The following is a 14,378-nucleotide window of genomic DNA, read 5'->3' on the forward strand; positions in this document are numbered from 1 at the left end:
TCTGCCCGATCATGATGCTGCTCCGTCCCGACGATCGCACCAAACTCGATGACAGCAACGACAACTTTTTTTACCAAGACCCACGGTTGGTAACCCATGTGGATGAGGGGTTTATTGATCGGCTGACTCAGCTCTATGGCCAACAACTGCAACCCAACACCAAGATTCTGGATTTGATGAGCAGTTGGGTTTCCCATTTACCGGAAAATTTAACGTTTGCGGAGGTGGTGGGCCATGGGATGAATGCGGCGGAATTGGCCAAAAATCCTCGGCTCGATCGCTCCATTGTGCAGAACTTAAATGTAGATTTGAAACTTCCCTTTGAGGATGCCTATTTTGATGCGGTTTTGAATACGGTTTCCGTGCAATATTTGCAATATCCGGAAGCGATTTTCAGTGAAATTCATCGCATTCTGAAACCCGGCGGCATTGCCATTGTCAGTTTTTCCAATCGGATGTTTTATCAAAAGGCGATCGCAGCCTGGCGCGATCGCTCCGAAACCGATCGAGTGGCCCTGGTTTGTGAATATTTCAACCATGTGCCCGGCTTTGGCAAGCCGAAATACATAATCGAGCGATCGAGCGGGCCCGCCTTCCTGAGAATGTTGGGGCTAGGCGGTGGTGATCCGTTCTATGCCGTCATTGCTCAACGGGAACCGGTTGCCTAGATCGCTTGATTTGGGATTGCTTGATTTGGGATCGCTTGATTTGGGATTGCTTGATTCGGGATCGCTTGATTTGAAATCAATTTCGGGGGATTAACTCACGGGAACTCAATCCTTGGGGTTAATCCACCGGGGTGGGATCAGGACGATCGGGCGAATTAGTCGGTTCAGAAGGGACGGGATCGATCGGGCGGAAGGATTGGAAAAAGGCCCGAGATTCCGGCCAACCCATCGATGACTCCGCCGCTGTAGTACCAAAAACCAGCACAAATAATTGGCTATAGGCGGGGCGAAAAATGGCGCGGGCTTCGTATTGAATGCCGCGCTTATTTTGAAAGGAAAATTTAAGAGTTGGCCATTGGCTCGATCGCACCCATTCCGATCGTTGAACCCGTTCGGCCCCAAACTGCAACGCCACCCCCGTGGCCACATGCTGAAGGTAATGTGGCAATGAACTGGAATTGGCGGAATCAATGGCCGGCCCCGCCTGATCACCCCTGGCGTAATAGAACCGTGTGCCGCCGTCGTAATGAGCGGAAACCCAGGGATCCGTTGAGCTGTCGGGTATGGCCGGAAACCAAATTTGAAAACTGCGATTGGGCGCTTGGTACTGATACCCCGCCGTGCCCGTTGGGGTGGGGCGGGTGGTCTCCGTGGCCGTCAGCTCCGCCGTTGGCCCGGGGGCCCTGTCTGGAACTGAAACTCCCGGGCTCGATCGACCACGGGCCCCCAGGCCCCCACCGAGGCCCACCGCCAGCACCACTGGCACCAGGGCAACCCGTCGCACCAATCGCCTAGGGATCATGACTCATGCCGGAGGGGAGATAAACCGGCGATCGCGCGTAAGCGTTGACAACGAAGCAATTCCAAAAATTCCATGCCCGGTCGCCGCTCCAATTGGGCCACTGCTTCGATGCCTTCAAGCAACAACCGGGCCGCTTCCGGTTCTTCGTAGCCCCGACGCACCGCCACCGCGATCGCATCGAGATCCACTTCCAATTCCCGCTCGGTTCGCTGGTTGTTGCGCCAAATTTGCCAGCCGGCCAAGCCCGCCAGCCCACCGGAAGCCACTGCTCCCAATGCATCCCCTTGGCTAATTTGCCAAGCGGCGCTGGCCAAACCCACCAAGGTTGCCCCTTGATACCAGTTGGGTTCAACCCAGCGCACCCCCATTACCCAACAGGATTGGCGCAACATCAACAAATCTCGCTGGGGCCGGGGAATTCGCCGCCACAGTTCAAAATTCACATAGATTGGGCGATCGCGCTGCCAGGGCAACGGCAAGGTACTCGACAACACTTGAGGTTGCTCTGAACGACCCACAATCTTGATTGTCATCCGTGCCGAAGCCGGCAACAGATCCAGTAAGCGCAATATTTCTGGCTCAGGATTCGGCATCGATCGCCCCACAACCCACCTATCCCATCAAACTCAATACCGTAGTCGAAAAAGGGGCAGTCTGGATCTGTTGTGGCCAAGTCTGTTGTGGCTAAGTCTGTGCCACTCTCGTCCCAATCACGGATAAAGCCAGTTTGCCGAATTCGATCATGCATCCCAAAAATGCACCCTAAATTCGATGCTCCACCCTAGCGCGGTGCGGGGGCCGGAGTTGCGGGTGGGGGGCTGGGTTTTACCAAGGTTGGCGTGGCCGGCGCAAGCTTGGTGGGCGGCATGGGCGTGCCCAAAATATGGGGGCTGCCATCGTCATAAAAACCCGCCACACAGGCAATCATCAGGGAAGCTAGCGTGCCCACAAACAGGGCCCGCCAGCCCAAATTCAGTAACTCCCGCCGCCGCTGGGGAATCAGGGCGCTCAGACCCCCTACAAAAATGCCCAAGGCTGGCAGGTGGGCAAAGCTGGAGAGCGCATAACTCACAATTAAAAGGGTGCGATCGCTGATTGCGTCGTTTCGGCGCAGTTCCGCCAGGGTTTGATAGGGCGGAATGGCAGTTTCCAAGAGCCGCCGACCAATGACCACCGCCGACTCCCAAGCATCATCCCAAGCCACTCCTGTCAGCAGCGTGAGCGGAAAGAAACAAATTCCCTCCAAGTTGGCCAGGGTAACCACTCGAAATAAGTCCCCGATCGGCCCGGGAACCAGCCCTAACGCAACAAAGAAGCGATCGACCAGCGACACCAACCCCACAATCAACACCAGGGCCGCTACAATCCAGCCACAAATGCGCAACCCTTCCAGGGCACCCGCCATGGCGATCGCCCAGGGACTACTATCCGGCTCGATCGCCCCGCCGGCCATGTCTCGATCGGCTAAGGTTCGATCGGCCAAGGTTCGATCGCCCAAGGAACTTTCAGCCGCATTAAAAGGATTCAGGGGATAGTGTTCTGGTGTGCTGGGACTGGCTGGATTCAGAGGATTTTGCGATAAATTTGCCATCATTACCCCCGACAGGCGATCGCGCGTCAGGGGCACTTGGGTTTCCGGAACCAAAATTTTGGAAAGTACAAAGCAAGCCGGAATACCAATAATGGCTGCCGAAATTAAATGACCTAAAATGTTTGAAAAAACCGGCTGCAAAAAGTCCACATAGATCGCCAACGTGGAAGAGGAAGCCGTTCCAAAACAGCAAGCCAAAATAGCGCATAGCTCGCTGCGCGTCATCCGCGACAAAAACGGCCGCACCACGATCAACGCTTCAACCCCCGTCACCACATTCACCACGCCGCTCAGTGCTTCCGCTCCACTCAGCCGTGTGGTTCGATAAAACAACCGCGAAAAACCATTCACAACCGCTTGCATGACCCCCAAGCTGTAGAGCAGGGCCATCAGTCCTGAAAAAAAGACCACCGTGGGCAAAGCGCGGACGGCAAAGATATAGCCCAAAGGTGGGTTTTCGCCAAAATCTTTAGAAACAAACTGGGAACCAAAAATGAATTCTGCCCCCGATTCGGCAGCGGCAAAAATCCCATTGAGAGCACTATTTAAAACATCAAAAATATCGCGCGTGATGGGCAGCCTGAACACCAAAAACCCCAACACAAGCTGCAGGCTCAGCCCCCAAATTAACGTAGCCCAAGGAATGAGTTTCCGATTTTCCGAAAAGAGCCAAGCCACACCGCAAAGCCCAAAGATGCCCAAAAAGGAAACGAGATTGAGATAACTCATGAGCAGGACAAGGAAATGAATTAGCCCCACGCCGCTGCTGCTTAGCCTATTTTGGGCGGCGCTATTTTGAGCGATCGAGTTCAGGAGCGCTCCCCCAAATTAAAATGCAAGGAGGGGTTAAATAACAGCCATTGCCACTCGATCGCCCTCCGATACCCCTTGGCGGAATCCTGGTCAGCCCACCTCTGAGAAACCTATGGATGCCTTTGCACCGGAAGCACCCGACTGGACAGACTCCGCCGTTCACGCCCTGGAGTTCTGTTGCCCCACCTGTGGCGCATCGGTTTTAGAAGCGGAGCGCGTGTGGATTAATCGGCGATCGCCCGTGCTCACGGAAACCTACCGCCGCAAGTGGCAGGAGTTCTATGGGTGTCATTGCGGCTGTGTGTGGTGGGCTTGGAGCGATGAGCGCCCCCCGTCTGATTTGGTGGCCACGGAGCCGCCAGCACCCCCCGAAAATCGAGGAGAGGATTGGTTTTGAAACGAGTTGCGCTCTCGGAAGTCCCGATCGAGCGGGTTTCCCACAACCCCGCGATCGCCAAGCAAGTGCTGTTGCGACAAGGCGACCTTCCCCACCTCACCAACTTTTCCCGAGCCTGCTTTGCGCCCGGCCAGGTTTCCCCCGGCCATGCCCACTCGGATATGCATGAAGTCTTCTTCATTGAAGCTGGCCAGGGGACAATGATCGTTGATGGCCAGCGCTTTGATCTGGTTCCGGGCGTTTGCCTGGCGATCGCCCCCCATGAGGTGCATGAAATTGCCAACACGGGCCCCGAAGAATTGGTAATTACCTACTTTGGCCTACGGGCGATCGGGGATTGAGCAATCCCACAAATCTCAGCTATCTTTGAGAATGATTCTCATACCATCGACAATAGCCAGAACCACCCCCCAGCGCCTACCGGCCTAGCGTCCACCCGCTAACGGCCCATCCACGCCCTACTTCATTTCCTTTCATCAATCCCTGTCCCATGGCCACCAGTCAAGATCTAACCGCCCCCAGCCCAGTCATGGCCGCCCCTAAATTGGGCTTGCCAGTCACCATCATCACAGGCTTTTTAGGCAGCGGCAAAACTACCCTGCTTAATCATATTCTGAGCAATCAACAGGGTCTGAAGACGGCTGTTTTGGTCAATGAGTTTGGTGAAATTGGCATTGATCAAGAGCTGATCGTTGAAGTCTCAGACGATGACAGCGTGATTGAACTCGCCAACGGTTGCATTTGCTGCAACATCAATAATGACTTGGTGGATGCGGTCTATCGCGTTTTGGAACGAGAAGAACGGATTGACTATCTGGTGGTGGAAACCACGGGTTTGGCGGATCCTTTGCCCGTGGCGTTGACCTTCCTGGGCACTGAACTGCGGGATATGACGCGGCTCGATTCAATCATTACCTTGGTCGATTGCGAAAACTTCAGCCTCGATTTGTTCAACAGTGAAGCTGCCTATAGTCAAATTGCCTATGGCGACATTATTTTGCTGAACAAAACCGATCTCGTTGCGCCCGAAAAGGTGGAAGCGCTTGAAGAACGGGTTCGGGAAATTAAGCAAGACGCTCGCATTTTGCGCACCCAAAACTCGGAAGTGCCGTTGCCTTTGGTTTTGAGTGTTGGTCTGTTTGAATCGGATCAGTACTATCACCCGGAAGAAAGTGCTGATGCCCATGATCATGACCATGAACAAGCGCATGACCATCACAACCATGACGCTTGCGATCATGCAGATGAACAAGCGCATGATCATCACAATCATGATGCTTGCGATCATGACCATGGCCATTGTGTCCACGACCACGATCATGACCATCATCACCACGGCCATGACCACCATCATCACTCCCATCACCTAGAAAATGATGGATTTGTGTCCGTTTCCTTTGAGAGCGATCGCCCCTTTGTGATCCGCAAGTTCCAGAGCTTTTTGGATGATCAAATGCCGGAAGCAGTCTTTCGGGCTAAGGGAATTTTGTGGTTCCAAGAAAGCGAAAACCGCCACATTTTTCACCTGTCCGGCAAGCGCTTCACCCTGGAAGATGATCTTTGGAAGGGGCAACCCAAAAACCAGCTCGTGCTGATTGGGCAAAACTTGGATCAGGCTACGTTGCTGTCACAGTTGGAAGATTGCCTGGCATAGGCTGAGGCGATCGGCTGCGGTGGGCGATCGCGCCGTTTCCCTCGCTGGTTCAGAATTTTGAGCCTGGGGGGTTGCCCAAATGCAAAACTGATGGCAGAATGACATCTGCCGAACAGAACGGCGCAAGGCGGCATGGCCAAGTGGTAAGGCAGAGGACTGCAAATCCTTTACCCCCAGTTCGAATCTGGGTGCCGCCTTTTAAAAGACTTCAATCAATCCCGGCAATCGGCTAACCCCGGTACTCGGCTCAAGACCCTGTGTTGCGCCCGCTGTTTGGGAATTGCTGAGCAGCGGGTGCAAATTGCACTGAAGGTGCACAACCGCGCTCGGTAATCATCAAATCAGGCGATCACCTCCTGCTGATGCTGATTGAACCTCTGAACCGATCGATCAGCTTTCAAGGATCTCGGAGTCTTCAAAATAATTAGATAAATAACTCAACATTAATTTCTTCGTTTCCTGCACTAAGCGGGTTTGTGCCAAGTCCGTCTGCCCGAAAGTAAACCATAGCAATGTGCCAATTCCCTTGACGATCACAAAGGCGATCGCCTCATAGGTTTCTGCCGTTTGACCGGGATAGCGATCTTGAAAATAGTCAATGTAGCCCTGGATCAGGCGATCGTCATTTTCGGCATCAATTTCGGCCAGTTCTGGCAGTCCTTGCAAGGGCATGAGAATCGCTAAATAGCCCGGGTGGGTTTTCAGAAATTGATCGAAAGAATCAACAATCCGATCAACATAATCCTTGAGAGATAAATTTTTAGCCTCTGAGGCATGAAGTTGGAGAAATAACGCATACATCTGATCGTTATAGCGCTCCGCCAAGGCTCCGACGATGGCGTTTTTGTCGGGAAAAAACTGATAGAGCGACCCGATCGGGACTTCTGCTTGGGCCGCGATCGCCTGGGTGGTGGTGGCGTTGTAGCCTTCGGCGATCAAAAGTTTTTCCGCCACATCCAAAATTCGATTCACGCGGGCTTGGCTGCGGGCCTGGCGTGGTTTCTTGCGGGCTGCTGGCTTGGGGGGAGCTTTGGTTCCGGGAGTCATCATGCGTTGAACTGTGGCCAATAGGGGGCTTGACAAAAAACGAGGATTGCTCATATCTTGAATATGAGCAAATTTCATATTTATCTTTCCACTTCAAGGTTCTTATGTCTAGTTCCCCGCGCTGAAGCCATTTTTGATTGGGCTTAATTAAGCCTAATTGGGTTTTCTGGAGCTTTTTCTCGGAATTTCATCGCTGAATACGACGTTTCACCGGCTTAATCGTATGTTCAACGTGGCGTTTTTATATCGAGCATTTGAAATAAAAAATGCGCCCTCAGTCCCCAATCCCTTGAAACCGATGCTGCGGACGATTTCAAAACTCACGCTGACTCCAGCTTCTGTTCCTGTTGAATCGAAGCCTGCTAGCAACCGGCCTCGCTGGCCCTGGGTGCGTTTCTGGCGCTGGGGTCGCTTGCGACTTGCTCCTTGGATGGCGCTGCTGACGGCCGGGTGGAGCCGCGTGACCGCCTGGGGAGATCAAGACCACCACGAGCGATCGCGCTGGTTGGTGGCCCTCAGTCGCATCAATTTTGTGGCGGTGTATGGATTGTTGAGTGAACTGCTGTGGTGAACGGTTTGAGTCGGTGATGGCAATCAGTGTGAGGTGCGTCCAATGTTGAATCTGAAACGGTTGCGATCGAGACCGGCCCGACAGTTTTTGTACCTGTGGGCGGGTCAGACTTTAATTTTCTGTGCCGCACAAATTTGGTTGGTAGCCCTGACTTGGTTGGTGTTGCAAGAAACCCAATCTGGTTGGGCGGCGGGGTCGGTGTTGATGGCGGCGGCGATTCCTCGGGGGCTGTTGATGTTGTTGGGGGGAGCCATGAGCGATCGCCTGCCCACTAATCGGGTGGCGGCGCTGGCGGGGGCGATCGCGGCCCTGGCAATTATGGGTGTGGTGGCGATGCTGCTGGCCGATCGCTTCTCCCTAGAAGGGATGATCGCCATTGCGGCTCTCTTTGGTTCCCTGGAAGCCTTTCTTTATCCTGCCGTTTTGGCCCTGCTGCCGAAACTGGTTCCCGCCGATCGCCTTTCTCAGGCCAATGCTTGGATGCAAGGCAGCGAACAGATTACGAATGTGGTTGGGCCGGCGGCGGCGGGCTTGGCGATCGGGGCTGTGGGGTTGACGGCCACTTTTACCCTCAATGCCTTGTTGCTGTTGCTCGGCAGTCTTTGTATTTTTCTGGTGCAACCCAAGGCTCCCGGGCGATCGGCCCATTCCCCTCAGTCAACGCCGAAACAGGCCCTGGCCGCAGAAATTGGCGAAGGGTTGCGCTATGCCTGGCAGCGATCGGACATTCGGATCGGGTTGCTGTTGATTGCGGCCATTAACTTTGCCATCCTGGGGCCGATCGTGATTGGCGTGGCCCAACTGGTAACCGTGCGCTTACAGGGCAACGCCACCACCTTTGGATCGCTTCAGGCCGCCTATGGCGTGGGGGCCCTGCTGGGTGTGGTGATTGCGGGGCAACTCAACGCGATCGCCAACCTCAAAACGCCCCTGGCTTGGCTGGCGGGAGCCTTGGGATTGGGTTTAATTTCCCTGGGCTTTGTTCACAGTACCGCCCTCGCCGCGATCGCGATCGCGGGGATGGGGATCGGTGGCGGCATTGTGGGTGTGTTGGCCATGACTTGGCTGCAACAGCAAACCGCCTTCCACATGCAGGGGCGAATGATGAGCCTGATTATGTTTGCGGCGGTGGCCTTGGATCCCTTTTCGCAGGCGGCCTCGGGTGCGTTGTTGGAAGTCAGCCTCACTGGATTGTTTGTGGCGGCGGGGATCGTCATGTTGTTGACGGCAATGGGCGCGGCGATCGGGCCGGAAACTTCCCGATCGACCTAAAATCCCGAACCGTCAATAACCGTTGATTAACCCCAACGCATATCCCAAAACCATTCGCCCAAAACCATTCGTCCAACATCCACAACCCTGCATCCAGCAAAAGCAATCGCCCGCAGAGGCCCCAACCTCCACGGGCGATGTCTTGCTAGACTTGCCCATCGGGCAAAATCCTAGATGTCCGACTCGCTCAGTTCGCGGGTCATGTAATCAAACGGTGCATCCACCACGCTGGCATCCACACCGGCCGCCGTCACCAGCGACTTCACAATATCCTTCATGATTTGAATGCCGCGCACCGTCGGAGCCGGAGGCACACCCAAAGAGTTGTAGGTTTCGCGCAGACCGTTCAGCACACGCTCATCCAACACATCCGCATCCGCCGCCACGATCGCGTAGCTGGCATAGCGCAGGTAGTAGTCCATATCCCGCAGACAAGCCGCATAGCGCCGAGTGGTGTAAGCATTGCCACCCGGACGAATCAGCTCGGGCACTTCCTCAAATAAAGCCAAGCCCGCTTGCTTGACAATATCCGCCGCATTGGCATTAATCACCGATGCCGCCTTGATCCGAGCTTCACCCGACGCAAAGTAGGCCTTCAGGTCGTCCATTGCGTCGCGATCGAGGTAGCGACCCGTAATGTCATAGTTTCTGATTAAAGTCGTCACAGCATCGCGCATCATGAGCGATTCTCCCAACAGTCTTTATCGAAGAGAAATATTGACAGTAGCCTACATTAAGGAAGCTGCTTGTCTTAAACTCGTCCCGGGACTCGGCTGAAATCGCTACACATCAGACGGTGCAACGGATTTCTGCGGCGACGCTCGGGCCCTCTCAATCATCGCACACCGCAGCGCCTAGCCCAAAGTCTCAGCACTAAGTTTTGTATCTCCCCTCAGCAGAGAAATAGTAGTTTCTGATACAAAAACCGCCCTAGCCTCTCTTTAGGATGTGACGAATGTAGCGCTACCCCGAGTAAGCGTCATTTATAGGTTTTGCTCTAAGCGCAACCGTGACAGAGGGGCAGTGCCTCGCATCTATTCCAAAGAGCGACTAAACAAACAGGTTCAAGGAGTTCGTTCATGACGACTGCCCAAGATGTCTTGAAAATGATTCAAGACCAAAATATCGAGATGATCGACCTGAAGTTTGTCGATCTCTTCGGGATCTGGCAGCACTGCACCTTCCATCGCAGCCTTATCGACGAAGAAGCCTTCACCGAGGGCGTGGCCTTCGATGGTTCCAGTATTCGCGGTTGGAAGGGTATCCAAGCTTCCGACATGTCCATGGTGGCTGATCCCAACACCGCCTGGATGGATCCGTTCATGGAAGTGCCCACCCTGAGCATGGTCTGCTCGATCAAAGAACCCCGTACCGGCGAGTGGTACGATCGCGACCCCCGCTCGATCGCGGCTCGCGTGTTGGGCTACCTGCAAAGCACCGGCATCGGCGACACCGTATATTGCGGCCCCGAACCGGAATTCTTCATCTTCGACGATGTTCGCTACGGCCAAAACGAGCACGAATCCTACTACCACGTGGATTCGATCGAAGCCCAGTGGAACTCGGGTCGGATTGAAGCTGGTGGCAACCTGGGCAACAAAATTGGCTACAAGCGTGGCTACTTCCCCGTTGCTCCCAGCGACACCCTGCAAGACATCCGCACCGAAATGCTACTGACCATGGGCAAGTGTGGCGTGCCCATTGAAAAGCATCACCACGAAGTGGCAACCGCCGGCCAGTGCGAGCTGGGCATGAAGTTCAGCGACCTGATCAGCGCCGCTGACAACGTACTGACCTACAAGTACGTGATCAAGAACGTGGCTAAGAAGTACGGCAAGACCGTCACCTTCATGCCCAAGCCGCTGTTTAACGACAACGGCTCCGGGATGCACACCCACATGTCCATTTGGAAGGATGGCCAGCCCCTGTTCTTCAGCCCTGATGGCTATGCCAACCTGAGCAAGATGGCATTGAACTTCATCGGTGGTTTGCTGAAGCACGCTCCCGCTGTGTTGGCCTTCACCAACCCCACCCTCAACTCCTACAAGCGCTTGGTGCCGGGCTTTGAAGCGCCGGTGAACTTGGCTTACTCGGCCGGTAACCGATCGGCTTCGATCCGGATTCCGCTGACCGGCTCGAACCCCAAGGCCAAGCGTCTGGAATTCCGTTGCCCCGACGCAACCTCCAACCCCTACCTGGCGTTCTCGGCCATGCTGTTGGCGGGTCTCGACGGGATCAAGAACGAAATCGATCCGGGCGAACCGCTGGATGTGGACATCTACGACCTCAGCCCCGAAGAACTGAGCAAGGTTCCTTCGACCCCCGGTTCGCTGGAAGGCGCACTGGAAGCGTTGGATCAAGATCGCGGCTTCTTGACCGCTTCGGGTGTGTTCACCGATGACTTCATCGACAACTGGATCACCTACAAGCTGGATGCGGAAGTGAACCCGATGCGCCTGCGTCCGCACCCCTACGAGTACCTGCTGTACTACGATGCCTAATTCCTGAATGGGTTAGGTGGCTGGGTTGCGCTGGGGCTGAATAAATCGCCCTGGCCAACCCAACCGGTAATCTCACAACTAAAAAGGCGATCGAGTCGTTTGCTCTGTTGGCAAGCCTGGCTCGATCGCCTCTTGTTTTTTGGGGTTGGAACTGTTTGGAGCGATCAATCGGGCGAAGTCAGGACTGAAATAACGCAGATCATGGTGGTTGATGACAGTTGCCAGCCTAGGACGGGCCAGTCGTCGCGCTTGAGATTTCAGACTGCTCTCGTCTGTCGAGTTGAATTAAAAATGAAATTTATTCATGTTTTGCTTGACAAGACAAAAATTCTGCTGATATTCTAAAAACATGAGAGATACTCATTTTCCGAGTTGCCCCACCCCTGAAAGCACCGTCCCGCCAGGGTATGAGCTAACGAACGGAAGTGCTAGCTTTCTCCCGACTATTCAGCAACTTCACCCTCCATCGAGAGGTGGTTGGGTTCACTTTGCAGTTCCCTGGAGCTACTGTCTATGCAACCGCTTCATTCAGCGACATTGAACGACTCTTTGACCGGTTCCATGCAACCGCCGACCCCCAATTCTTTTTTTCAGGGTATGAAGTCGTTTTTTTCAAAGTTTTTGATTTTCAAGTCATTCACTGCCATGCTGCTTGGCAGCAGTAGCCTGAAAACGGTTGGTGAACTAGTGGATGGCTTGCTGGAAACTCCCGCCTACGCTTTGGCAGCACAGTATCTCAGCCAGAATCCGGCTTGTGCCGCCTTAATCCGTGAGCGCTATCTGCCACCGGCCCATGATTTAGAAACCCTGCTGACCCTGCCTCCTGATTCGCTGGGGTATATCTATGCAGCAGAAATGAAAAAAAAGGGCTTTGATCCCAATTTACACGCTGGCATGACTGCCCAATCTGATGCTGAATATGTTGAAATGCGTCTGAGTCAAACCCATGATCTTTGGCATATTGTGACTGGGTTTGCTCCCTCTGAAGTTGGCGAAATTGGCTTGCAGGCCTTTCATTTGCCACAATTTCCCTATCCATTAGCCAGCATGTTGATTGCAAATAGTTTGATTATCAGCACTCTGATGGCACCCACAACATTGCCATTTTTGCTAGAGGCGATCACTCAGGGATTTCAAATGGGGAAGGCTGCTCAACCTCTGTTTGCTCAAAAGTGGGAAGAGGGATGGGAAAAGCCCTTGAGCCAATGGCAAGCAGAGCTGAATATTCAACCCATTCAGTATTCATCATGAATTTCATGCAGCCATTTCAGTTAAATCTGAGCTGATGAATTAGTCGTAACTTCAGAGGCGATCGAGTCGTTTGCTCTATGGGCAAGCTTGGCTCGATCGCCTCTCGTCTTTTGGGCGGGTCAAGGCTGCCCCGATCGCCCCACCCATCATCAACGCTTTAATGGGTATGGCTGCCCAGCCCTTGGCCCATCTGCTGATCTGCAATTCCTACCGCCAGTGAACCGCGATCGACTTCAGGAGTTTGTCACCTTTTGCCAAACCTATATCCTGTCGCAACCCGCAGCGACGGAACGCAGTAATAGCAGGCCGTTCCTGGAGGCGTTTTTTCAGGCGTTTGGGTATGCCGGAACCAAGCAGGCGGGAGCCACGATCGAGCAAGTGGTGGATCAGGGCAGCCGTAAGGGCCAGACGGGTTACGCCGATTTGTATTGGCCCGATGGTTCGCTGTTGATTGAACTGAAGCGGCGATCGGAGCGACATCTCGATCGCCACTACAACCAAGCCTGGGGCTATGCCCAACGCCTCACGCCCCAACCGCAATACATCATCCTTTGCAATTTCGAGCAGTTTTGGATTTACGACCTCACCCAATCGGTCAGCATTCCCGTTGAACGGTTAGCCCTCGATGAATTGCCGTTTCATCCCGAAGCCTTCCGCTTCATGGAACGGGGAGCCGCAAAACCCAAGTTTCGCGACGGGCAAATTGTGGAGGTGACGGCGACGGCGGCCCAACGGATGGGGCTGCTGTATCGATCGCTTTGTGATCGGCGCGATCGCCTGAAAAATCCCCCCTACACCGAAGCCGATGCCCATGAATTACTATCGAGTGTGCCGCCGCAACCGCAACGCTACGTGATTGATTTTCATCCCCAATCCCTAGAGACTGCAAAAACCTATCCAGCAATTTTTAAACAGATTAAGAATGAGGTCTTACCGACCCGGCAACAGGCCGCCCAAGCAGAAGCCGATCGCAATCAAGCGGTCTTGAAGAAAAACCCAAAAGCGAAAGTTAATCATCACCACCAGAATTTTTTAAATCGCTGGTGGCTCCTGTCTTACCCGCGCCCTGAAATGATTGCAAAAATCAGCCAGGGCGATCGCTATATTGTTTGCGGACAGGTAACAAAACGTCCGATCTTTGCATTTGTTTCAGGTCGTATCCGTCCCAATGCCGCCTTGATTGTTTTTCCATTAGATGATGATTATTCCTTTGGCATTTTGCAATCTTCGTTGCATTGGCAATGGTTCACCCGCCAATGTTCAACCTTAAAAGGCGATTTTCGCTACACCTCCAACACCGTTTTTGACACCTTTCCTTGGCCGCAAACGGTGACGATCGCCCAAATTACGGCCGTGGCAGAAGCCGCCCGCGCCCTGCGCCAATTGCGCGAAACCCTGATGGCCGAAGCCCAATGGAGCCTGTGCGATTTGTATAAAACCTTGGATCAACCGGGCGATACCCCGCTGCACCGGGCCCATGCCGCGCTCGATCGGGCCGTAGCTGCGGCCTACGGTTGGGACGATCGCACCGATCCCCTGGCCTTTCTGTTTCAACTCAACCAAACTGTGGCAGCAGCCGAGCGATCGGGAGAACCGGTTTTGGGGCCGGGTTTGCCCCCTTGGGTGGGCGATCGCCAGCCTTTAATCAGCGCCGATTGCATCACTAGCTAGCCCGTTGGCATTCCAGAGTTGGTCATCCTAGGCTAGGGCAAAACGGGAGGCCCGAAACCATGATGGCATGTTAGTAGAGGTGGAGACGGAGGAGAACGAGGCGCAACAAATTCCGAAATTCTGAGGAAACAGCAGGGGTA

The 14,378-nt window shown here is 54.1% G+C and carries 14 protein-coding genes and 1 tRNA gene; 10 read left to right on the forward strand and 5 right to left on the reverse strand.

Features of this window, described 5'->3' with window-relative positions; translation table 11 throughout:
• Nucleotides 1–14 precede the first annotated feature (14 nt).
• Nucleotides 15–668 carry a class I SAM-dependent methyltransferase gene (locus AMR42_RS01660; RefSeq protein WP_099531736.1) on the forward strand — a complete coding sequence of 218 codons (654 nt, stop codon included), beginning with the start codon at nt 15–17 and terminating at the stop codon, nt 666–668.
• 118 nt (nt 669–786) lie between these two features.
• Here AMR42_RS01660 and AMR42_RS01665 read toward each other — a convergent pair whose 3' ends face one another.
• From AMR42_RS01665 to AMR42_RS01675, 3 genes are all read right to left on the reverse strand, one after another.
• Nucleotides 787–1,470 carry a hypothetical protein gene (locus AMR42_RS01665; protein WP_099531737.1) on the reverse strand — a complete coding sequence of 228 codons (684 nt, stop codon included), beginning with the start codon at nt 1,468–1,470 and terminating at the stop codon, nt 787–789.
• Nucleotides 1,467–2,075, reverse strand: a complete 609-nt coding sequence (locus AMR42_RS01670; RefSeq protein ID WP_234406475.1) for a DUF3318 domain-containing protein — start codon at nt 2,073–2,075, stop codon at nt 1,467–1,469. The genes AMR42_RS01665 and AMR42_RS01670 overlap by 4 nt, the downstream gene beginning before the upstream one ends.
• Before the next feature lie 176 nt (nt 2,076–2,251).
• Entirely contained in the window at nt 2,252–3,790 is a 1,539-nt protein-coding gene (locus AMR42_RS01675) for a NupC/NupG family nucleoside CNT transporter (RefSeq protein ID WP_099531739.1), read from the reverse strand.
• 196 nt (nt 3,791–3,986) lie between these two features.
• On the opposite strand from AMR42_RS01675, the gene AMR42_RS01680 reads away from it, so the two are divergent.
• The 4 genes from AMR42_RS01680 (at nt 3,987) to AMR42_RS01695 (ending at nt 6,122) form a co-directional block, all read left to right on the forward strand.
• Entirely contained in the window at nt 3,987–4,271 is a 285-nt protein-coding gene (locus tag AMR42_RS01680; RefSeq protein ID WP_099531740.1) for a hypothetical protein, read from the forward strand.
• Nucleotides 4,268–4,612 (forward strand): cupin domain-containing protein, encoded by a 345-nt coding sequence (locus AMR42_RS01685; RefSeq protein ID WP_099531741.1) that lies wholly within the window; start codon nt 4,268–4,270, stop codon nt 4,610–4,612. The genes AMR42_RS01680 and AMR42_RS01685 overlap by 4 nt, the downstream gene beginning before the upstream one ends.
• A 149-nt stretch (nt 4,613–4,761) precedes the next feature.
• Nucleotides 4,762–5,925 (forward strand): GTP-binding protein, encoded by a 1,164-nt coding sequence (locus tag AMR42_RS01690; protein WP_199858050.1) that lies wholly within the window; start codon nt 4,762–4,764, stop codon nt 5,923–5,925.
• A gap of 126 nt (nt 5,926–6,051) precedes the next feature.
• Nucleotides 6,052–6,122: transfer RNA gene (locus tag AMR42_RS01695), tRNA-Cys, on the forward strand.
• A gap of 193 nt (nt 6,123–6,315) precedes the next feature.
• On the opposite strand, the gene AMR42_RS01700 is transcribed toward AMR42_RS01695, so the two are convergent.
• A complete protein-coding gene (locus AMR42_RS01700) occupies nt 6,316–6,972 on the reverse strand; it encodes a TetR/AcrR family transcriptional regulator (RefSeq protein WP_099531841.1) in 657 nt (218 codons plus the stop codon).
• A 412-nt stretch (nt 6,973–7,384) separates the two neighbouring features.
• On the opposite strand from AMR42_RS01700, the gene AMR42_RS21010 reads away from it, so the two are divergent.
• On the forward strand, nt 7,385–7,543 hold the full coding sequence (locus tag AMR42_RS21010) for a hypothetical protein (protein WP_234406477.1): 159 nt from the start codon (nt 7,385–7,387) through the stop codon (nt 7,541–7,543).
• A 42-nt stretch (nt 7,544–7,585) separates the two neighbouring features.
• Entirely contained in the window at nt 7,586–8,815 is a 1,230-nt protein-coding gene (locus AMR42_RS01710) for an MFS transporter (protein WP_099531743.1), read from the forward strand.
• Between the two features lie 170 nt (nt 8,816–8,985).
• Here AMR42_RS01710 and apcB read toward each other — a convergent pair whose 3' ends face one another.
• Nucleotides 8,986–9,492: an allophycocyanin subunit beta gene (gene apcB, locus AMR42_RS01715; protein ID WP_099531842.1), complete on the reverse strand. Its 507-nt coding sequence runs from the start codon at nt 9,490–9,492 to the stop codon at nt 8,986–8,988.
• A 402-nt stretch (nt 9,493–9,894) separates the two neighbouring features.
• On the opposite strand from apcB, the gene glnA reads away from it, so the two are divergent.
• From glnA to AMR42_RS01735, 3 genes are all read left to right on the forward strand, one after another.
• Nucleotides 9,895–11,316 carry a type I glutamate--ammonia ligase gene (glnA, locus tag AMR42_RS01720; protein ID WP_099531744.1) on the forward strand — a complete coding sequence of 474 codons (1,422 nt, stop codon included), beginning with the start codon at nt 9,895–9,897 and terminating at the stop codon, nt 11,314–11,316.
• 513 nt (nt 11,317–11,829) lie between these two features.
• Nucleotides 11,830–12,567, forward strand: a complete 738-nt coding sequence (locus tag AMR42_RS01730) for a Coq4 family protein (RefSeq protein ID WP_099531746.1) — start codon at nt 11,830–11,832, stop codon at nt 12,565–12,567.
• A gap of 87 nt (nt 12,568–12,654) precedes the next feature.
• Nucleotides 12,655–14,238: a type IIL restriction-modification enzyme MmeI gene (locus tag AMR42_RS01735; RefSeq protein ID WP_143472891.1), complete on the forward strand. Its 1,584-nt coding sequence runs from the start codon at nt 12,655–12,657 to the stop codon at nt 14,236–14,238.
• The last annotated feature ends 140 nt before the right edge of the window (nt 14,239–14,378 follow it).

Origin of the sequence: Limnothrix sp. PR1529 (assembly GCF_002742025.1) — a bacterium.
Taxonomy (GTDB): domain Bacteria; phylum Cyanobacteriota; class Cyanobacteriia; order CACIAM-69d; family CACIAM-69d; genus CACIAM-69d.